The 20,904-nt window shown below is 34.8% G+C and carries 16 protein-coding genes and 1 riboswitch; of the genes, 9 read left to right on the forward strand and 7 right to left on the reverse strand.

Annotated features, from left to right (window positions below):
* The first annotated feature begins 47 nt into the window (after positions 1 to 47).
* A complete protein-coding gene (locus VB798_RS06930) occupies positions 48 to 494 on the forward strand; it encodes a DoxX family protein (protein ID WP_323257339.1) in 447 nt (148 codons plus the stop codon).
* Positions 495 to 678: 184 nt separating this feature from the next.
* Here VB798_RS06930 and VB798_RS06935 read toward each other — a convergent pair whose 3' ends face one another.
* On the reverse strand, positions 679 to 1,464 hold the full coding sequence (locus VB798_RS06935; protein WP_323257341.1) for a DUF3050 domain-containing protein: 786 nt from the start codon (positions 1,462 to 1,464) through the stop codon (positions 679 to 681).
* Positions 1,465 to 1,703: 239 nt separating this feature from the next.
* Here VB798_RS06935 and VB798_RS06940 point away from each other — a divergent pair, with 239 nt between their 5' ends.
* Positions 1,704 to 2,216, forward strand: a complete 513-nt coding sequence (locus VB798_RS06940) for a hypothetical protein (RefSeq protein WP_323257343.1) — start codon at positions 1,704 to 1,706, stop codon at positions 2,214 to 2,216.
* Between the two features lie 95 nt (positions 2,217 to 2,311).
* Here VB798_RS06940 and VB798_RS06945 read toward each other — a convergent pair whose 3' ends face one another.
* From VB798_RS06945 to VB798_RS06955, 3 genes are all read right to left on the reverse strand, one after another.
* Complete coding sequence (locus VB798_RS06945; protein ID WP_323257346.1) at positions 2,312 to 2,860, reverse strand: hypothetical protein; 549 nt, start codon at positions 2,858 to 2,860, stop codon at positions 2,312 to 2,314.
* 78 nt (positions 2,861 to 2,938) lie between these two features.
* Positions 2,939 to 4,657, reverse strand: coding sequence for an Ig-like domain repeat protein (locus tag VB798_RS06950; protein WP_323257348.1), 1,719 nt, complete (start codon positions 4,655 to 4,657; stop codon positions 2,939 to 2,941).
* 83 nt (positions 4,658 to 4,740) lie between these two features.
* Positions 4,741 to 7,587 carry a TonB-dependent receptor gene (locus VB798_RS06955; RefSeq protein ID WP_323257350.1) on the reverse strand — a complete coding sequence of 949 codons (2,847 nt, stop codon included), beginning with the start codon at positions 7,585 to 7,587 and terminating at the stop codon, positions 4,741 to 4,743.
* A 450-nt stretch (positions 7,588 to 8,037) separates the two neighbouring features.
* Between VB798_RS06955 and VB798_RS06960 the strand changes: the two genes are divergently transcribed.
* The 6 genes from VB798_RS06960 (at position 8,038) to VB798_RS06985 (ending at position 16,961) form a co-directional block, all read left to right on the forward strand.
* Positions 8,038 to 11,043: a PAS domain S-box protein gene (locus VB798_RS06960; RefSeq protein WP_323257351.1), complete on the forward strand. Its 3,006-nt coding sequence runs from the start codon at positions 8,038 to 8,040 to the stop codon at positions 11,041 to 11,043.
* A complete protein-coding gene (locus VB798_RS06965) occupies positions 11,030 to 11,419 on the forward strand; it encodes a response regulator (RefSeq protein WP_323257353.1) in 390 nt (129 codons plus the stop codon). Before VB798_RS06960 ends, VB798_RS06965 begins: the two co-directional genes overlap by 14 nt.
* Positions 11,420 to 11,520: 101 nt before the next feature.
* Positions 11,521 to 11,835, forward strand: a riboswitch (cobalamin riboswitch).
* Positions 11,836 to 11,944: 109 nt separating this feature from the next.
* A complete protein-coding gene (locus VB798_RS06970; protein WP_323257355.1) occupies positions 11,945 to 13,894 on the forward strand; it encodes a TonB-dependent receptor plug domain-containing protein in 1,950 nt (649 codons plus the stop codon).
* A gap of 224 nt (positions 13,895 to 14,118) precedes the next feature.
* Complete coding sequence (locus VB798_RS06975) at positions 14,119 to 15,222, forward strand: DUF5074 domain-containing protein (RefSeq protein ID WP_323257357.1); 1,104 nt, start codon at positions 14,119 to 14,121, stop codon at positions 15,220 to 15,222.
* Positions 15,223 to 15,281: 59 nt separating this feature from the next.
* Positions 15,282 to 15,875: a DUF6580 family putative transport protein gene (locus tag VB798_RS06980; RefSeq protein WP_323257359.1), complete on the forward strand. Its 594-nt coding sequence runs from the start codon at positions 15,282 to 15,284 to the stop codon at positions 15,873 to 15,875.
* A gap of 150 nt (positions 15,876 to 16,025) precedes the next feature.
* Positions 16,026 to 16,961, forward strand: coding sequence for an ABC transporter substrate-binding protein (locus VB798_RS06985; RefSeq protein WP_323257361.1), 936 nt, complete (start codon positions 16,026 to 16,028; stop codon positions 16,959 to 16,961).
* Between the two features lie 94 nt (positions 16,962 to 17,055).
* Here the strand turns inward: VB798_RS06985 and VB798_RS06990 are convergent, their stop codons facing one another.
* Together VB798_RS06990 and VB798_RS06995 are read right to left on the reverse strand one after the other, a co-directional pair.
* Positions 17,056 to 17,928: a glycosyltransferase family protein gene (locus VB798_RS06990; RefSeq protein ID WP_323257363.1), complete on the reverse strand. Its 873-nt coding sequence runs from the start codon at positions 17,926 to 17,928 to the stop codon at positions 17,056 to 17,058.
* A 4-nt stretch (positions 17,929 to 17,932) separates the two neighbouring features.
* Positions 17,933 to 18,913, reverse strand: a complete 981-nt coding sequence (locus VB798_RS06995; protein WP_323257365.1) for a glycosyltransferase — start codon at positions 18,911 to 18,913, stop codon at positions 17,933 to 17,935.
* Positions 18,914 to 19,102: 189 nt separating this feature from the next.
* Between VB798_RS06995 and VB798_RS07000 the strand changes: the two genes are divergently transcribed.
* Positions 19,103 to 19,903, forward strand: a complete 801-nt coding sequence (locus tag VB798_RS07000; protein WP_323257367.1) for a glycosyltransferase — start codon at positions 19,103 to 19,105, stop codon at positions 19,901 to 19,903.
* Positions 19,904 to 19,964: 61 nt separating this feature from the next.
* On the opposite strand, the gene VB798_RS07005 is transcribed toward VB798_RS07000, so the two are convergent.
* Positions 19,965 to 20,834 carry a hypothetical protein gene (locus VB798_RS07005; protein WP_323257370.1) on the reverse strand — a complete coding sequence of 290 codons (870 nt, stop codon included), beginning with the start codon at positions 20,832 to 20,834 and terminating at the stop codon, positions 19,965 to 19,967.
* Positions 20,835 to 20,904: the final 70 nt, after the last annotated feature.

Genomic DNA, 20,904 nt, shown 5'->3' on the forward strand with positions numbered 1-20,904 from the left:
AATGTTATATTTTTATTATAAATTCAATAAACTAAACAATTATCAAAATGACTACTATTGAAAGCATAGAAAATTGGGGTGATAAACACCACCCAGCTTGGCTTGACATTGTTCGGATTGGCTTGGGGTTGTTGCTATTCTTTAAGGGAATGAGCTTTATCGGCGATACTTCCTATCTCTCGACGCTTGTAGAAGGACTGCATTTTAATGCTTGGACTTTTGTGGCGGTGCATTATGTGGCTTTCGCCCATTTGGTCGGAGGACTGTTGATTACTTTGGGTTGCTTAACCCGACTGGCGGCGGCTTTCCAAGTACCAATTTTGTTTGTAGCAGTGTTTTTTGCCAACATCAGAAACGGCTTTACTTTCGTCAATTCTGAGCTTTGGTTATCGGTGATTGTATTATTATTACTTGGGCTTTTTTGGTTGATTGGCTCTGGTAAATTCTCTTTTGATGAATATGTAAAAAATCATCCAGCTTATAAAATGAAGTAATTTTGGGATTTGAAGGTTTGAAAATTTGGTAATTTGAAAATAAAAATTCTGCTTTACAGCTATTTATTACTGTAAAGCAGAATTTTTTATTTAGATTTTTACCAATTGTAGCAGCAACTCTTGCAGTTGCCTCGGATGAAACGGTAACCGCAAGGGTTACCGCTACCGTAAATGATTGGACTCCTTAAACGCTTTCAGCCAATTCTTTGATTTTTACTTCAACGCCATTCCAAAGTTGATTTCTTACCTTCAATGAACGAAGTGAATAGGCTTCAGCTTCAGCCCATTTTTCGGCATCATTTCCACACAATTCTTCTACCATTTTCAAGGCTAAATGGCTGTGATGGTCGCCATCCACTTCAATATGTCTTTCTAAATAATAATTGAAAATCGAAATGCTTTCTGGCATACTTTGGTTTAAATCTTTCACCATCGAAAGGAACATTGATGGAATCAAATCTTCACGTCCAAAAGTAAATACAGCAGCCATAATATGTGGTTTCTGCGTATTGATTACGTCAAAAGTAAAATCTACAAATTGACGAACACTTTCTGAAACCTGTACTTGTGTCAAAGCTTCCTGAACACTTACTTTTTGCGAAAGTAAAACTATAAGCTTTTCAATCTGTTCGGTTGAAGCACCAGATTGTTGCATGGCTTTTAAGTACAATTCAAAGTGACTCATGGTATTGCCTTCGGTGTCGGTATCACTTTCTTCTCCAATCACAATTTCGTTGATTAAAAAACGTGTACTAGCACTGCCAACTGGAATCCACGGAATGTCCACACAAGTAAGATGACGTTGCAAACCTTTTAGCAATGACATAAAATCCCAAACGGCAAAGACATGGTCTTGCATAAAAAGCTGTAAATCTTCTAATTCATGAATGTATTTGTAAACCGAATGAGAAGTAATTTCTTGACGAATTGGCTCGATTGCCGATTGAATTTTAAGAATATTGGGGTTCATTTTGCCTTTTTTGATGATGATTGTATCTACGTTTTTTTTAAGTATTTCGATTTATCTAAACACAGTTTTTATGACTAAAGTTATTAACAAACAATCCATTTAAGGGTTTTAACTTCTATTTTTCAAGGACTGAAACTCAAAATTACAAAACTTAATATTCATAACTTTCATTTAACATTGAGCTAATCATGAAGTAATATCTAAATCTGATTTTTGTGTAAAGACAAAACAATTTCTTCATGAAAAAAATCTATTGTATTTTTTATTGCTTATGCTGCTTAGAAAGCAAAGCTCAAGATGGTGTCTATCTAAACAGTCAAGACTTTGAAAAAGAACAACTTACAGCCACTAATGCTAGTGCTTTTAAAGAAAGATACAGCAGTGTAAAAGTTAAAAATGGCACTACCAAAATCTATAATTTTAAAAATGCTTTTGGCTATCGCAAAGGCGAAAAAGACTGGCGATTTGTGGGTAATAAATCTTATGAAATTTTAAGTAAAAAAGGCATTTATGTTTATCGTTTAGACATCAGTAATGAAATGTCCAATCAACTTTATTATTTCAGTAAGGAAGCTAATGGTGATTTGATTCCTTTATCAAAAAGAAATTTAAGAAAAGCCTATTCAGATAATCAAGATTTTATTGAACTCCTCAATGAAATCAATTGGCAAATAAGTTTGGAAGAAGCCATTCCTCCTTTCAATACCCTCCGAATTGCTGAACTGTATAATTACACAATAGCTAAAAAATAGAAAAGCCGAAGCGATACGCTTCGGCTTTTGCATAATTACACCAATATGAAAATCCATTTCGGACTTTCTCCCCGTTTTACAACGAGGAGAAAACCTTAATAAGGCTTGACTGTTACCCACTCATGAGTAGCTTTGTTGTATTTTAGGTGGTCGTCTGGCCACTCTATATATTGTTTCATGGAAAGGTATTCATCTACATTTCCCTTTTTAATCAATTCCTTAAATAAAAAACCTCCTCGCTCTACTACAATCTCTTCTCTTAAATGAGGTGTGTTAATGACTTCTTCAAAAGATTCTGGCTTTAATGAGCCTTCTTTGAGTTTAAATTTTGCCAATACTCCTCTTCTGAAGATTGGGCTTGATGAAACAGGACGAATAATGAAAACATAATTCCAACCGTCTTCTGTTTGATAATATTCTTGGATTTTAAAAAATGGTAAGGCTTTTTGGTAGAAACTTCTATACCTCGTTTCAAATTTGGTGTTGTTATTAGCACCAGGTGCAGGCGAATAGATATAAGTAATGATGTTGGTTAAGAGGGTGTCTTGTTCTTGAGTAGAAAAGTAATTAATTGCTTGATTTTTTTTTGAACTACACGATGTCAGTAAAACAAAAGCAGAAAGAATGATTAAGATATTTTTCATATTGGTAATTGAAAGCTTAATGAACTTCAGTCTGATATTTTAAAAATATGCAGACTGAAGTTTTACTTGTACTAAAAATTATTTCACGTAAGAAACACCTTGTGGGTTAAATTCTGTCCAACCTGCTGTCCAATCTACATCGTTGAATGCACCAGCATAAGTAGTTTTTGTGAAGAATGCAGGTAAAGTAGTTGGTAAATTAACACCTGATAAACTTGAACCAGAAGCTAAAGTAAATGTTGGGCGACCTGTTAAGAACAAAGAAGGGCTTAAACCAACTGTTGAGCTCGTTGCTAAAATTTTATTTCCTGTCTGAGCTGCAAACCAAACTGATGGTTTTTGATCACCAATTAATATATCAGCTAAAGTTCCACCTTGCTCTTTTTCAGAAACTGCACTTGTACCAAAACCACCTGTTCCCCAGCCTTCTAATCCAGCCAATACAACGTTGTTAAGTACTAATTCTCCTCTTGAAGCATTACCTTTTGCATCACCTCTTTGGCTATCAATATAAACTCCGTAAGGATAACCCGTAACAACTGCATTATAAACTTTCAACTTGCTATTGCGACGCAATTGCATACCATTTTGGAATTGAGTACTAATTGTCGTTGCTAAACTTCCTTTAGGTCCGATAATACTCATGTTTGCTAATGTTGCAGAAGTAAATGGTGTATTGCTTGAACCTGCTGCATCGTTATCTACTTCAAAACCATTTGAGCCTGAAATATCTGCTTGTGTTGCACCACGAATACCGATACCGAATTGGATGTTTCCAGAGAAACCATTATCCATATCAAAATCATCATCTAATCCTTTGTAAGCTACTAAGTATTTAGCATTTACATTACCACCAAACCATTCGAATGAATCATCTAAACCAAATGAAGCTTGTAAATATTCTAAACTTGTTCCAGCACCTACAGAACCAAATGTGAAAGAGTTAACTTCTTGATTAGGGTTGATTGGAATACCAGCATATTCAACACGCACATATTTTAATGAACCTGAATTATCAGCATTATCAGTTCCTCCGTGGAATGCACCATAAGCTCCTTCTAATTCACGGCTTGATTGAACATCTGGCAAGTTATTTACAGCACGACCACAGATTACCAATCCACCCCAGTCACCTGGTTCACGTTCACCTACTGCTCTTTCTGATGTAAAAATAATTGGTTTAGCAGCTGTACCTTCAGCAATAATTTTACTTCCTCTTTGAATTACTAATGTACCTTTTGTAGCACGGTCACCGATGATAATTGTACCTGGTTGAATCGTCAAAGTACCTGTTTTAGTGATTGTTCCAAAAACAGACTCTTGACCAACACGTACAAAGCTTTTCAATTTATAAATTTTGTCAGCTGTCCAAGTTACGTTTCCTTCAATGATACCTTCAACTGTTACAACTGTTGGGGCTGGTACAGCCGATACTGTAACTGGGATAGTTGTTAAAGCTGATACTTGATTCGACTGATCTGTTACTTGAACAGTAAAGTTTACTATTGAGCCAGCAGCTACATTGTCAATCACATAATCCTTTGTATAGTCTAATGTTTTTTCTCCTGTTCCAGTTTTTGTATCAAAAGCAGCACCATTTTTCAAAACCACTACCGACTTTACACCACCCGGAGCATTGATAGATGCTTTTAACTGAACTGTTGCTCCTGGAATACCAGCTAAAGTTCCTGAAACTGAAATTGTTGGTAAAGGAACCACTTCTGCCGTGTCGTCCTTACAAGCTTGAAATACCGTTGCCATCGAGAGCAACAAAGCAATAATTCGAGTAGCTTTCATGTTTAAAAATCTCATTGATTTAATTATTAGATTAAGAAATAATGTGTTAAAAATTCAACTGAAAATATATTGATGGATGATTATTATTTTTTTCTTAATGTGTACACAAGTCCTAAAGAATATGTTCTGCCCGGAGAGTAAGACTGAATAACTTGGTCAACATTGGTATCATAAGTATTGTCTTTGTTACCATCTTGGATAATCAAATTTCTTTGATTCAAGATGTCTGTAATACCGCCTTTCAAAATAAGATTTCTGGCAATTTCTTTAGAGAAAGTAAAGTCAATTACATTACGTGGCATTTCGTACCAATCTGGATAACCTGCTGCAAATGAGTTACCTACCGCATAAATACGTTTACCGATTACGTTGAACAATAAGCTGATTTGTGTATTCTTTTTAGCGTCGTTGTAGTTGACACCTGCATTAACAATGTACGGAGACTGCCCTTGTAATGGACGATTATCCGACTGATTAGTAGCGGTTGAACCAATTTTTACACGGCTGTAGATAAATGCGCCATTGAATACCAAATTAATTTTATTTAATAGGGCTGATGCTGTTAATTTATCTAATGACTTTTTTACTTCGATTTCAACTCCAGCACTGTAAGCACTTTCAGCATTTCCAAAACTTAAATTAGCATTTGTTACACCGTCAAAAATCACTTCAATTGGGTTTTTAAAGTTCTTGTAGAAGGCTGCTACTGAAATTACTTCTGCTGGTGTTGGGTAGAATTCATAACGGAAATCATAATTATCAATTTCGGCATTGTTCAAACTTGGGTTACCAGTAATTACACGATTATTTACAAAATCATAAAAAGAGAATGGAGCAACTTCACGGAATTCTGGACGATTCAAGGTTTTACCATAAGCAATACGCAATAGCGCTTTTTCAGAGAAATTATACGTTAAATTTGCTGAAGGCAAAAGATTTGTTAAATCACGATTATAATTTACTGGCAAGTTTCTACTGATGTCATAGCTATTTAATTTTTGAACGTTCTTTTCTACACGTACACCAGCAATCAAGTTTAATTTCTTTGTGAAAGAGTAATTTCCAGAGAAATAACCCGCAATTTGACTATTACTTGCTGTGTATGAATCAGAAGCATTTGTTTGCTCATCAATTTTTACTCCATTGGTTGTATTAATATTTTGCAATGCGAAAATCTCATCAATAGGCAAGCTACCAATATCAAATAATGAGCTATTTGAACGAACATAACCAAGGTTACGAGCATTAAATGTACGTTTCTTGTCTTCGTAAAAAACACCTGCTTTTACTTCTATTTCCTTATTATCTTCTGCCGTTTTTCCTTTTGATACCGTTAATTTTTGTACTAAATTGATTCCTCCTAGAATAGCATCTTCGTCGAGCATGATATTCGTTCTTCCCAAGTTAACCGTTTGCGCTGCTCCAAAAGGAACTAATAATGTTGGTGTTGCTCCTTCTGTTGAATACCTATAACGCTTATAATCAGGACGATCGCTGTTTGATTTATTGTAACCAACTACCCAGTCTAATTTTGTTTTATTATCATTGAAGTTGTGACGACCCAATACTTGACCTGTGTAAATTCCACGATATACTTGGTCCAGTGAACGAATATTCCAAGTTCCACCATTTTCTAAACCATTTCTATTCACATATTGAGCGTTGCTCATTTGGTTGTAGAGGTTTTTAAATTCGAAAGTGTGGTTTTCGTTCAACCTCAAAGCCCAGTTATGTAAAAAACCTGCACGAACTGAGTTGTTATATTGTAAATCTCTGAATTTAGTATCTTCATTAATGGTTTCTACACTATTTTGGTCAATTGAATAACCAAAATCACTTCTTGCCATTTCAAAAGTTGTACGAGTATTACTGTAGTTAAAGGCTGTGATGTTCGCCAATTTCAAATCTTCTTTATCAATAAATTTATAAGCACCAGTAATTGAGAAACGTAAATCAGGAATAGCAGTAGAAGATTCTGGCGTCCAAGTATTTCTTAACATTTGTCCAGCTTGTGTTAAGGCTGCTTGGTTAGAAACAGCAATTTGTTTTAGCTCGCTTGTTGTTGGGAAATATTTAGGAAGGTCTGAAAAACCATTGTTAAAACCTGTATAAGAGTATTTTCCAGTTTGCGGACGGAAAAATTCTTTTCCTGTAGTTCCATCACGGTAAGCTCCGCTTACATCAACTGTCAAATAATTTTCGTCTGGAATACTTTTCGTGAAGATTTTCACCACACCACCAGCAAATTCACCCGGTAATTCAGCGGCTGGAGATTTATATACTAAAATACGGTCGATTTGTCCTGAAGGAATAACATCGAATGAAAATGAACGAACATCCGATTCCATACTTGGTGTAAATACGTTATTTAACATTACTGTGTTATAACGTTCATTCAAACCACGAATGTTAATGAAACGGTCTCCGAAAATTGTTACACCCGGTACACGTTTTACTACTTCGGCAGCGGTACGGTCTAAAGTCTTACCAATTTGTGCGGCAGAAATACCACTTACAATTTGCTGAGCAGCTTTGATTTCTGAGATAACCGAAACTTCAGTATTGGTTAATTTCTTTGCTACAACTTTTACTTCATTTAAAGTAGTAGCTTGGTCTTCTTCGATAAAAGTGTTGATTTCTGTAACACTACCTTCAACAACTTTTACATTTTCAATGAATTTTACTTTATATCCAACAAATGATATTTTCAATTTATAATTACCAACTGGAATTTTATTGAATGAAAAGAAACCGTTTATATCAGCGGCTGCTCCTTTGTTGATTCCTTCAATAAAAACGGTTGCTCCAACTAAGTCTTCTTTACTTACTGCATCTTTAATTGTACCACGAATAGTTCCTTCTTGGGCGAAGGTGAATGAAAGAGAAGAAAATAAAATAATTAATGTGTAAAGTAATTTGCGCTTCATCATACTGGTTTGTTTTTTGATGGCACAAAATTAGGTCGGCTATATAACCGCAGTATTACGCTTGTGTTATGCTTAGTTTATGTTTATGTTATCCCAATGTTATGCGATTTAAGATTTGGGGCTAGTTATCCCCAAAAACTATGATCAAATCACTCCTTTTTGCTTTTTCAGATAATCTTGCCAAATGCTAAATATGACAACAATCAGTAAGTTTTCCTGATTTATTTCCTTGTGCATCTAAATGTTTTTGATTAATTTTCTTTGAATAAAATTCCCTCAACGATTTTCTGCGTTAAATTTGAACATTTGGCTGTTTTAAAAAAATCCAAACAAAAATCAGCATTTATAAAAATGCTTTCAGGAGGTTTTGCATTCAAAAATCATTCATAAACTAGATTAAATAAGCTATTTATTACTTGCTTAAAACATTAAATAAATCCCCCGCCAAAATTAATGAGTAACCCTAAACAAGAATTATATAGCCTTATCAAGAGTGACTTTTCAATATTTGATTTTATCCAAGAATCAGCATTGGATGGTTTTGGATATCTTGATATTGAAGATCCTTCAAACGAATGGATTAATCCTAAATTTTGGACTACTCTAGGTTTTTCGCATAGCGAAATTCCAGAAAACCATTATGTCTGGAGAACCCTAATTCATCTTGATGATGCTAAAAAATTCTTTGAGCATTACAAAAGCTCTAATAAACCTTACGACGAAACTCTTCGATTCAAACATAAAAATGGCTCTACCATTTGGTTTCGTTGCCGGGCGATGGTGATTAGAAATAGTGAAGGAGAAGCCATTAATGTCATCCTTTCTTTTACCGACATAACGGAATTACTGAGAAAAGATGATTTCTTGGAACGCTGCAATGCCGCCGCAATGGTAGGTTATTGGGAATTAGAAATAGAAAGCCAAAAATTACAATGGAGCAATACTACCAAGAAAATACACGAAGTTGATGAAGACTTTGAACCCAATATAAACACTGCCATTAACTTTTACGAAGAAGGTGAAAGTAAAGCAAAAATAACTGAATTAGTAAATCTTGCTATTACAAAAGGACAAGGCTACGACCTTGACTTTAAAATTATTACTGCAAAAGGAAATATCAAATGGGTAAGAGTAATTTGTCAATCCGAGTTTTATGAAGGAACTTGTATTAGAATTTATGGTACTTTTCAGGATATTCATGCTCAGAAACTAGCGCAAGAAGAACTCATTAAAGAAAAGCAAAAGCTTCAAAGCGTTATAAAAGGTACTAATGCTGGTACTTGGGAATGGAATGTACAAACTGGCGAAACCTTTTTTAATGAGCGTTGGGCAGAAATAGTGGGTTATACTTTAGATGAATTAGCACCAATCAGCATAGATACTTGGTTGAAATTGGTACATCCAGATGATTTAAAAATATCTAATCAAAGAATTCAAGCTTGTTTTGAAAAGAAAACCGAATATTACCAATGCGAATGCCGAATGAAACATAAAGCTGGTCATTGGGTATGGGTGATTGATAGAGGAAAAGTGGTGAGCTGGACAAACGAAGGAAAACCTTTGATGATGTACGGAACACATTCTGACATTAGCGAACAAAAGAAAAAAATTGAACGTAATACGGTATTTATTGAACATACTCCTACCGCTATTGCAATGTTTGATACTGATGTAAAGTACTTGGCTATATCAGAAAAATGGCGAACGGATTATCATTTAGAAGGTATTGATTTAATCGGAAAATCACACTACGAGATTTTTCCAGAAATAGGCGATGAATGGAAAAAAATACACCAAGAATGCTTACAAGGAAAATCTATCAAACGAGATGAAGATAAATTTGTTAGAAAAGATGGTTCCGTACAATGGTTGAAATGGGAAGTGAAACCTTGGTACAGTGAAGATAATGACAAAATTGGTGGCATTATTATGTACACAGACGACATTACCGAACGCAAAAAAATTGAACAAAGCCTTCTGGAAAACCATACTTTATTAGAAACCATTCTTGAAAGTATTGATATTGGTATTGTAGCTTGCGACCAGCACGGCAACCTTACTTTGTTTAACAATACCACTAAACAATGGCATGGCTTACCTATCGCTAATATTACTCCGGAAGAATTTCCTAATTATTATGGGCTTTATCGTTTAGATGGTACAACAAAACTAAGTACTGAAGAAATACCGCTGATTCGGACTTTACAAGCAGGAAATATTCATAATGTTGAGATAATTATTGCTCCTAACGATGGCCCAAGTCATATTGTATCTATTTCGGGTGCTCAACTCAAAGGACCTAATGGTGAATTATTCGGTGCTGTTGTAGCGATGCACGATATTACTGAAAGAAAAAAAGCGCTAGAAAAACTTCAGATTAGTGAAGAAGCTTTTAGAGGTAATTTCGAAAATGCGGCAATTGGTATGGCTTTGCTTGATATTGACGGAAAATGGCTAAAAATTAATCAAACGCTTTGTCAAATTATTGGATATTCTGAAGAAGAACTCTATCAACTTACTTTCCAAGAAATTACTCATCCAGATGATTTAAAAGCTGACCTTGACTTAGTTCAAGAATTGATTGATGGAAAAAGGTCACATTATCAGATGGAAAAACGATACATCCATAAAAAAGGGCATATCGTTCATATCATTTTGGCAGCATCTTTAGTAAGAAATCAGTCTAATCAGCCTTTATATTTTATCTCACAAATTATTGATATTACTCAGCAAAAAAATGCGGAGCAAGAGATAAAAGCACTTTTAGATGTTACAAAAGACCAAAATGAAAGACTAAAAAACTTTGCTCATATTGTTTCACATAATTTGAGGTCTCACTCTGGAAATATCTCAATGATGATGGATATACTTCTTGAAGAAAATCCTGAATTATCCGAAAATGAATACTTAAATTTATTAAAATCTGCTTCCAAAAATCTTGGCGAAACCATTGCTCATTTGAATGAAGTAGTATTGATGAATACAGCCGTTATTGATAATTTAAAAGGAGTAAGTTTGTATAACGCAATCCAAAATGCTATTCAAAATGTATCGGCTCTTGCCCGTGAATCAAAAGTGGCGATTGAAAACAATATCAATACAGATGAAAAAGTACTAGCCATTCCCGCCTATTTAGATAGTATTATGCTTAACTTTCTGACAAATGCTATCAAGTACTCTTCAGATGAAAGAGATAGCTACATCAAACTATCAACTGTTATAGAAAAAGATTACCTTATTCTGAAAATAGAAGACAACGGTTTGGGTATTGATTTGAAACGACATGGCACCAAACTTTTTGGTTTGTACAAAACATTTCATTACCATAAAGATGCCAGAGGTGTTGGTTTATTCATTACCAAAAATCAAATTGAGGCAATGGGTGGAAAAGTAGAAGTAAGTAGTGAAGTAGATAAAGGAACAACATTCAGCATATATCTTAAATATGAAAAAAATTGACATCGCTTGCATCATTGATGATGACCCTATCTTTGTTTTTGGCACTAAAAGATTGATGCAATTAGCTAATTTTTGCAATGGTGTTCTGGTTTTCAAAAATGGCAAAGAAGCTTATGATAGCCTTAAAACAATTATCATATCAGGCGAAAAACTCCCTGATTTGATTTTCCTCGACCTGAATATGCCTATTTGGGACGGATGGCAATTTTTAGATGAATTTATCCAAATTCCTATTGAAAATGCTGTGACGATTTTTATCGTCACCAGCTCTATCGACCCTGAGGATATTAAAAGAGCAAAATCTTATGAAATTGTAAGTAATTATTTGGTTAAGCCAATTAAAATGGATGACCTCAAAAAATTAATGGAAGAGTAAACGTTCCTAATTACTTGATTTATAAGCTAATAATCACAACAAAAAAGCCTATAAATCAAGCTTTTAAAATTCTTTCTTCAAAATAACATAAAAATTCTGCTACCTTTGCATCAGTTTATGGTGCATTAGGCTTGTATCAATACAAGTTTAAAGCTTAATAGGGAATCAGGTTGAATGCCTGTACTGTCCCCGCAACTGTAAGTTTCAATACCATCATTGCCATTCTTCAATAGCCACTGGTTTAGTGGTGATTGAGTGAATAAATGATTGAGTGAATGAAGAAATTCAAAAATAATCCTAATATTTAATTGGCTTATTAATCACTAAATCACAATTCACAAATTCACCAAATATTCTGGGAAGGTTTGGGTACATGAGAAACAAGTCAGGAGACCTGCCATTAAATCATTCTTAATTGCTTGCTTACGGAGGATAAGCATCATTGAGCGTTCGATTTTTTCTTTCAATTTTCTTGGTCAATATTTTCGGTTTCATTCCGCAGGTCAAGGCTTAACTATCAACGTTATGTCTGCTGTTTTTACGTATTTCTTACGTTTTCAGCCAATACTTTTAGTCATGGGTATTTTTATATCCTTGCGAAGCCACGCCCAGGAAATTGCCAACAAACAAATCGACGAAGTAAAAGTAAGAGGTTTTGCTACTGAACATTTTATGGCAGGCTTGAAAGTACAAAAAATAGATTCTGCTACTTTAGCTCGTTTTCAATTTCAAACTTTAGCCGATTTTCTACAATATCAATCTCCCATCGCTTTTAAAAGTTATGGAACTGGTCAGTTAACAAGTATTTCTTTCAGAGGAACTTCTGCCATGCACACGGCAGTAATGTGGAATGGATTGAACATTAATAATCCAATGGCGGGACAAACCGATTTTTCAACTGTTCCATTGTTAGGTTTCGACCAAATGGCGATTCAATATGGTTCTTCGGCTTCCTGCGTGGGTTCTGATGCAGTGGGTGGAAGTATTTTACTCAATTCTGTTCCACAATGGAAAAGACAAGGAATGAACTTTACGCTTGGCGGACAGTACGGAAGTTTTGATAATTATAATCTACAAACAGGTTTACGTTTTGTAAAGTCTTACAAAAACGGTTTACAATTTTCTGGCAAAACTTTACTTTACGGAAGTAAATACAATAATCATTTTTCGGTAACCGAAAGAACCGACAGCAAAGGAAGAACTTACCCGATTGAACCTACTGAAACTGCCCAAAAAGGTTTTATTCAAGATTTGTACTTGAAACAAAAAAACAACAATGTACTTTCTTTGAATATTTGGCTGACTGACAATAAATTAAGTATTCAGCCAGATGTAATTGCCTCCAGAGAAATTACACAAACCAAAGCTTATCGTTTTCTTTCTTCCTATCAGTTCGGAAATACAAATGTAAAAGCAGCTTTTGTCAGAGATATTGTTGATTATGGAACGGGCGATTTTGCTAATCCAAGTCATTCTGAAACCGACCGCTACATTAGTCGTGCAGAACACGAATTTTCTTTTAAATCCTTTGATGGTTTTGGTAATACTTCTATCAGAATCGGTGGAGAATTTGTGCATTATGTGGCAAAAGTAGATGGCTATGGCGGTGGCGCAATTACTGAAAATCGTCAGGATATTTTTGCTTTAGTCAGACAGCAACTTGCAGAAAAATTAATTATTTCGCTGAATCTTCGTCAGGCTTTTTCAAGCCGTTATAAAGCTCCTTTTACGCCTTCATTGGGTATTGAATATGCAGTACTTTCAACGAAAAAGCATGAAATTAAAGCTACAGCCAATGTTGCCAGAAGTTACCGTTTACCCACTTTGAACGAACGCTACTGGAAAGTTATGGGTAATCCAGACATTCGTCCAGAAAGTGGTTTCAACAAAGAAATGGGAATCAATTGGAAACAGGTTCTTTCTGAAAATATAAATACTTCTTTGGGTATTAATCTCTATCATAATTTGGTTAACGACTGGACGTACTGGAATCCAGATAAAGGGTATCGGGTAGAAAATCTCCAACAAGTATTGGCAAAAGGTTTTGAAGTTTCGGGAAATGTAAAATATACCAAAACTGATAAAATAGCTGGTTTTACGGGTACTTATGCCCTTACGAACACTTCTCAACAAAAAGTTTATGCGGCTTATACAGAAGATTTTATCGGCAAACAAATGATTTACGTACCACGCCATTCGGTTTCGGGTACAGCATATATTGGCAAAGGGAATTGGAATTTAAATATTCAAGGATTGTATAATTCTGAACGCTTTATCACTTTCGACCATTCTGGACGACCTTTTCCATCTTACTTTATTTTGAATTCAACCATTTCGGGTAAAATCCAATTGGGTAACATTCAATCAAACCTAATTTTTCAAATAAATAACCTGACGGATACGGTGTATCCAAGTGTAAAAAAGAATGCCATGCCGGGAAGAGGTTTCTCTTTGGGCTGGATTATGAGTATTTAGATTTTGGATTTGTGGTTTTGGGTTTCGGGTTTCGGAATTCAGCTTTCGGTCGTCGGAGGGTAGGCTTCGGTCATCGGATTTCAGCTTTTGGAATTTGAATTTTGGATATGGTTTTCGGGTTTCAAGTTCATCTTTTTTCATTTTCAATAACTAAAAAAGCTGAAATCCGAAATCCCACATCCAAAACCCCAAATCGTTTTCATATTTTAATCAATAATAAAACAATGCAATTTAATTCTATTATCGTTCGCTCATTGGTAGCAACTTCTTTATTCTTGTCGTTAAACGCTTGTAATTCAGAAACAGAAGTAGTAGTACCTGCTCAACCTTATGATGCTGGTGTGTTTGTAATGAACAGAGGTAATTTCAGTGATAATAATGGTACAATTGATTTACTTAATCCTGCTACAAAAGCTGTTAGTCTTGATATTTTTCAATTAGAAAATAATAACTCAGTAGCTGGTGGTGTGGCAGATTATACAGAAGTAGATGGCAAAGGATTAATCTTGGTAGATAATGCTACAGCAGGAAAAGATTATATTCAAATTGTAAATTCAAGTACTTTTAAATCAGTAGCAACCATTACTTCTGCTCAACTTGAAAACCCACGCTATGCCGTAAAAGCAGGAACAAACAAAGCTTACGTTACTTGCTGGGACGCTTTAAATACTGATTATTCTTATAAGCCTGGCTATGTATTAGTAATTGATTTGACGACCAATACAGTGATTAAAAAAATTGCTGTTCAGAAAGGTCCAGAGAAAATTGTTGTAGTCGGTAATGAAGCAATTGTGGCTTCAAATACATACAGCGATACTGATAAAATTTCTATCATCGATATGCAAACGGATGCAGTTACACAATCTGTAACGATTGGTTCACATCCACGTTTAATTGGTGCTGATGCGAATGGTAAATTATGGTTTTATTCAGAAGGGAAATTTGTAAAATTCAACCTAAGTACTAAAACTGTAGAAAGTCGTATTGCTTTTGCTACTTCAGGTAATAAATCAGCAGAAAGCTTTACTTTCAATAAAGATAAAAACACCATTCTTTTTGTGTATTCTTATTCAGATGCTGCTGATGGTTATAAGCAAAAAGGTGAAACTTATAGCTTTAACATCAACGATGCGAGTATTTCTACAACAACTCCATTTATCAAAAAAGTATTCTCAGCACTAAGTACCGACCCTTCTACAGGTAATATTTATGCAGGCTTTACACCCTCGTTCAAACAAGCAGGTTATGTTTTCAGATACCAAGCAAACGGAACTTTAATTGACTCTGTAAAAGTAGGTGTTAGTCCAGAAGGATTTAGATTTAAGTAATTTATTAGGTTCAGGTTTGACAACTTTCAAAAGTTGTCAAACCTAACAAAAAACAACCAATGAAACAGCAACTCAACCCTCGTTTTTTAACCTTGCTTTGCTTTATTTTAGCGATTGCTTTGTTAAGAATTGCCAACTCCGCACAGCTTACTCCTGTAGCAAATTATACGCCATTGGGTGCTATGGGGCTTTTTGGTGGAGCATATTTTAGCAATCGTTGGAAGGCTCTAGCTTTTCCAATTCTTACCATTTTCGTGAGTGACGTAGTGATTAATAAAGTGGTGTATCAAGGAAAATATGGAATGATGTACGACGGTTGGTATTGGATTTATGGCATTTTTGCCATCATTGTATTGTTTGGAAGAGTAATTCTTCAAAAAATCAATGTTCAAAATGTAGTTTTAGCAGCGGTGATTGCCTCTGTTTCTCATTGGGTTTTAGCTGATTTAACGGTTTGGATTGGCGGAGGAACAGATTTAAGAACGAATTTACCTTTAACTCGTGATTGGGCTGGTTTACAACAATGTTTAATTCAAGGTTTTCCTTACATGAAAAACTTCTTAGTTGGAACATTGGCATATTCAGCTATCCTTTTTAGTAGTTTCGAATTATTACAAGTACGTTTTCCAAGTTTGGCACAAAATCAAGCTTGAGGCTATCGGTCTTCAGATTTCGGCTATCTTTTTTTGAATTCTTGTTTAAGGATATAGCTAGATTCTAAAAGCTCTTACCTCTAATTTCATTATTTATTAATAAAAAGCAATTGCTGACTTCTGATAGCTAATTGCTGAAAGCTCAAAACAATGAAAGCTGTCTCTTTTCTTCCTGCCGCAACGCAAATGATTTACGACATGGGTTTGCAAGACTTACTCTATGGCGTAACCTTTGAATGTCCGCCAACATCGAGAACTGAAAATGAAATTTTAGTGCGTTGTGTGCTTGAAGGAAAAGACTATTCAAGCGAAGAAATCGACAAGATTTTCTCGGCTTCTAAAGCACAAGGAAAAAGCTTGTATTATGTAGAAGAAGATAAATTACAAGCTATCGCACCCGATGTTGTCATTACACAAGACGTTTGTGAAGTATGCCAAATTGATACAAAATGTACGCAAGCGGTTATTGATAATCTCGAAAAAACACCTCAGATTTTAACAATTACTCCACAAAGCTTAGAAGATGTTTTAAATTCTGCGATTATGATTGCGAAGGCTTTGGGCAGAGAAGAAGCTGCTTATCTACATTTAGCCAATCTTCAACAAAGAATTGACAATGTTATCGACAAACTCCGTGAACACAGAGCTTTGCCTAAAAGAGTAATGTTGTTGGAATGGATTGAACCAATTTATAATTGTGGGCATTGGATTCCTCATCAAATTGCTTACGCTGGTGGCATTGATATGCTGAGTAATCCTTCTGGCGACAGCATCGTGACGCAATGGGACAAAATATTGAAGTACGACCCAGAAGTATTAATCATAGCTCCTTGCGGTTTTGAAACCCAAAGAAGTATGGAAGAATTACATCTATTAACCATAAAAAACGGTTGGGAAAATCTACGTGCAGTTCAAAATAAAGCAGTTTTTGTGCTTGATTATGATTTGTTCACTCAGCCAAGTGCATCCACCTTAGTAAATGGTATTGAAATTTTGGCAGCATTATTTCATCCTACACTTTTTAATATTCCCAAACACCTAATTCATAAAGTGTACCCTATTTTTAATCAAACTCTAGCTACATAATTTCTTTTTTGAATTATGTTTCATCATGAAAAAATATTCCCTCTAATCTATCATGGGTCTGGAACGCAAGTTTCGGGCCTTTTTTTATGGCGTATCAAACCATCTTATAATTCCTGTACTCGCCAATTCTATAACCTGTCAGCTTTTCAATTCCCATTTTTACTTGGTTTTTGAAAGAGAGTTTTTTCTCGTGAATATCATAATCAAACATCCAATTTACACTTTCAATTCTGGCTTGCATTACTGCTGGATGCGTAGCTTCAAAAAGTGTTAAAGAATCTATTTCTGAGTAATCAAAAGCCTCTAATACTTCTTTTATTTTATCAACATCATGACCTTCTCCCCAAAAATTGATAGAACTTTTCATCTTTTCACGCTGAATTTCTGGTGGTTTTACCCAACCATAATGGTAAATATAAGCGTCTATTAGTTTTACTTTCAATTTCTGATTATCAACAGTTCTGAAACCTTGTGCATCTTTATAAGAACGTATTTTCCCTGTATTTCTAATCACCCTGATTTCTCTTCGATACCAACGATGAGCGTTGCCTACATAGCGATACGAACCATAAAAATGGGTATAATTAAACAGTAAACCTTCTACTTGAGATTTATGTAAATTATCCTGCATGGCTTGTTTAATAACGGGCAAATACTTTTCATGCACAACTTCATCTCCCTGAATGTAAAAACACCAATCTGCATCTGGCGAAACGGCGGCTAAAGCTTTATCTGTTTCAACAGCAAGTACTTGTCCGCCTTTACGCAAAGAATCATCCCAAATGGTTTCAATGATTTTTATTTTCGGAGAATCAATACTTTGAATTAAAGCCAACGTTTCGTCTTCTGAATTTCCCACAGCTACGACTACTTCATCACAAATTGGTAAAATTGAAGTGATGGCTTCGACGATGGGATAATCAAATTTGATGGCATTTCGGACAAAAGTAAATCCAGATATTTTCATGAGATTATTCAGAAAAAGGCAAAAATTTAGGATAGTTTTCCAAAGCCTTTGGCGTTTGGGAATTCAAGGGTTTTCCAGCTAAAACCGTTTCGTAATAAGTAACATATTTTTCTGCCATTGTTCGGGCAGAAAAAATATCCTGAGCATATTCATGACAAAGTTTTGGCGAAAAATGATCAACATTTTTCAATTGTTCAACCCATTCATGCTTGTGATTTGAGAGAAAACCAACCTCAGGATGAATCAATTCGGGCAAAGAACCATAAGTAGTGCCAAACACAGCCGAACCCATATAAAGGCTTTCAACAATTGCTAAACCAAATGGCTCGTGCCATAAAACTGGAAAAAGTAAGGCTTTAGATTGGTTTAAAATGCTTAATTTTTCTTCCCCACCAATCATGCCATGAAAACGAACATGAAAATCGGGTGTGAAACGAAAACCCATTTTTAAGTTCAAACGAGTACCGCCCATCACGATTAATTTATGATGACTTCTCTTCGAAATTTCAATCGCTCCTTTTACATTTTTTACTCGCCAAGCGGCTTTTGCTAAAAAATGAAGATGTTTCCGTGGAAGATTCAAATCTGGCTTTCCATAATCGTCAAAATCAATTCCATTATAAACAAAGGCTTCTCCGCCATGTCTTTCTGCATGATTTTTAGACACAAAAACGGTGTTCTGATGCAAAGAATCTAATTGCGAACTGTTGCCATGCTGAGTAACAACAAATGGCTTCCGAATATATTCTTGCGGTTTTTGATTGAGATGAACTACATCAATATCATCAGGAATTTGCTCATCTAGTGATTGATTTTCACGATATGGGATAATTTTGGCAAAGGACGATGTTGAACCTTCTTTCACCAGAAATGTCACATGATGCCCTAACAAACTAAGGTATTTGCCAAGCCACCAAACTACTCGTTCGGTTCCACCATATTGATTTACAGGAAGTATCGCATTATGTTGAAGAAGTATATTCATAGTATTTTGTTCCCACAAATTCGTTGGAGAGACAAAAATCGAAAGATTTTAAGATTGTTTTCTCAATAAAATATCATGCTCAATACCACAAATTTAAGCTATTGTCTGTGTAATTTGACTATACTCAAAGAAATAAGCGTAATTTTGAGGCTTTAATTGAAAATCATTCCATTTTAAAGATAGAAGTTTATGCGTTGCTCAGTGAATATCGCTTTTTACAATAAAATTGATAATCTTAAACTCATTTTGGCAGGATTAGAACGCCAAAGTGTTAAAGATTTTGAAGTGATTATTTCAGATGATGGTTCTCGTGAAGATGTTGTTAAACAAATCAGAGAAATTCAAAAGCATTCGCCACTCCATATCAATCATCTTTGGCAAGAAGATAATGGTTGGCAAAAAAATATCATGCTTAATAAAGCCGTGATGAGTGCGAAATCTGATTATATTATTTTTATTGATGGCGATTGTATCCCTGACGATAGATTTGTGGAAGCACATTTGGAAGCAAAAGAAAAAGGATTTGCCCTTTCGGGAAGAAGAGTATATTTATCGGATAAAATATCTAAAAAACTTACGCCAGAAAGTATCAAAAAAGGCTATTTCAAAAAGAATTTTTTGTATTTGTTATTATCGGGCGAAACTCGTCACGGTGAAAAAATGCTTTATGCAAGAATACCCTTTTTTGCCAGAATGATTAACAACAAACATCGTGATATTTTAGGTTGCAATTTTTCAATTCATAAAGAAGATTTACTAAGTATTAATGGTTTTGATGAGCGTTTCCTTTGGCCAGGTGTTGGCGAAGATTTGGATGTTTATAGACGACTTATTTTAATTGGGAAATCAACAAAATCAGTAGCTTCTTCGGCTTTGGTTTATCATTTGCATCATAAGGAAACAAAAATTCCACAAGAAACTTGGGATTTACAAAAAGTAACGCAACAAGAAACTGAGCCATTTACGCCTTTCGGCATTGTGCAGAAATAAATCAAAAAACCCTTGTTCAAGCGTATGAACAAGGGTTTTTTACTATCAAATTTTCTAATACTTACTTCTTTTTTATTTGCTGAATAATCTTAGCTGGAAAAATCCTTTCAATAAACTTTTTAAGCCTAATTTGTGCCAAAGGAACTCTTTTCTGAATGGCAAGTTTAGCAAAATCCCAATCCTGAATCAAAACCATATCTTCTTCTAAACTTCGGTTTCCTAAAAAAGACTCTACCACAAATTTTCTGATGATTTCATTCCATTCTAATTTATTATCGCAGTAATGACCTATGCAAAAATTAGAAGACTTTGCTTCTCCAAATTCAGAAATGGCTACAGAAATTGAAATCTTTTCAATCAATTTTTTTGTAACATTTGCTTGAAGCATACTATCACAAATCAAAAGTGCCATCTTTACAATATCATAGCCTTTTTCAGCTGGTAAAACCATTACACCAGTATTCCAAATACAATGTTCTGGCTGAATTACAATCCCTCCAAACGACATCCCTCCTACCTGTTTCCAAAGTAATTTCTCACTTTTACTTTTCATTACTGAAAGCTTTCCTTCATATTGATGCAGCATAGAATGCGCTAAATCGGCTTTTAATAAATTAATATTAGCATACAAAAAAGTATCGGCATCTAAATATACAACAACTTCTTTCGGATGAATCGAACATATATATTCTATGGCTTTGATTTTTACTCTTCCCAAAAACCGCTTTGGGCCTTCCCATTCATCCAATAAACCTTTGCTTACTTCTACAATATTCACTCGGCTAGCTACCCGCTCATAATACTTTGGAGCGTCCGTCAGAACATATATTCTGTCTGTTTCACTCATCTGACTCAGAAATGAGCAAATAGAAAAATATGTTTGAATATGGTTTTCTTGTTCTTCTCCAAAAACCAAGTACAAAATATTCATAATGAAATCTGGTTACTCAAGACTATTTCTAAATTGAATAATATTAATGATACTGTTGGTGTGAAAATCA

Origin of the sequence: Arcicella lustrica (assembly GCF_034930985.1) — a bacterium.
In the GTDB taxonomy this organism is placed as follows: domain Bacteria; phylum Bacteroidota; class Bacteroidia; order Cytophagales; family Spirosomataceae; genus Arcicella; species Arcicella lustrica.

Coding starts and splice junctions, on each gene's coding strand:
- VB798_RS06930 (WP_323257339.1), top strand. CDS start 48: ATGACTACTATTGAAAGCATAGAAAATTGGGGTGATAAACACCACCCA.
- VB798_RS06935 (WP_323257341.1), bottom strand. CDS start 1,464: ATGAACCCCAATATTCTTAAAATTCAATCGGCAATCGAGCCAATTCGT.
- VB798_RS06940 (WP_323257343.1), top strand. CDS start 1,704: ATGAAAAAAATCTATTGTATTTTTTATTGCTTATGCTGCTTAGAAAGC.
- VB798_RS06945 (WP_323257346.1), bottom strand. CDS start 2,860: ATGAAAAATATCTTAATCATTCTTTCTGCTTTTGTTTTACTGACATCG.
- VB798_RS06950 (WP_323257348.1), bottom strand. CDS start 4,657: ATGAAAGCTACTCGAATTATTGCTTTGTTGCTCTCGATGGCAACGGTA.
- VB798_RS06955 (WP_323257350.1), bottom strand. CDS start 7,587: ATGATGAAGCGCAAATTACTTTACACATTAATTATTTTATTTTCTTCT.
- VB798_RS06960 (WP_323257351.1), top strand. CDS start 8,038: ATGAGTAACCCTAAACAAGAATTATATAGCCTTATCAAGAGTGACTTT.
- VB798_RS06965 (WP_323257353.1), top strand. CDS start 11,030: ATGAAAAAAATTGACATCGCTTGCATCATTGATGATGACCCTATCTTT.
- VB798_RS06970 (WP_323257355.1), top strand. CDS start 11,945: ATGTCTGCTGTTTTTACGTATTTCTTACGTTTTCAGCCAATACTTTTA.
- VB798_RS06975 (WP_323257357.1), top strand. CDS start 14,119: ATGCAATTTAATTCTATTATCGTTCGCTCATTGGTAGCAACTTCTTTA.
- VB798_RS06980 (WP_323257359.1), top strand. CDS start 15,282: ATGAAACAGCAACTCAACCCTCGTTTTTTAACCTTGCTTTGCTTTATT.
- VB798_RS06985 (WP_323257361.1), top strand. CDS start 16,026: ATGAAAGCTGTCTCTTTTCTTCCTGCCGCAACGCAAATGATTTACGAC.
- VB798_RS06990 (WP_323257363.1), bottom strand. CDS start 17,928: ATGAAAATATCTGGATTTACTTTTGTCCGAAATGCCATCAAATTTGAT.
- VB798_RS06995 (WP_323257365.1), bottom strand. CDS start 18,913: ATGAATATACTTCTTCAACATAATGCGATACTTCCTGTAAATCAATAT.
- VB798_RS07000 (WP_323257367.1), top strand. CDS start 19,103: ATGCGTTGCTCAGTGAATATCGCTTTTTACAATAAAATTGATAATCTT.
- VB798_RS07005 (WP_323257370.1), bottom strand. CDS start 20,834: ATGAATATTTTGTACTTGGTTTTTGGAGAAGAACAAGAAAACCATATT.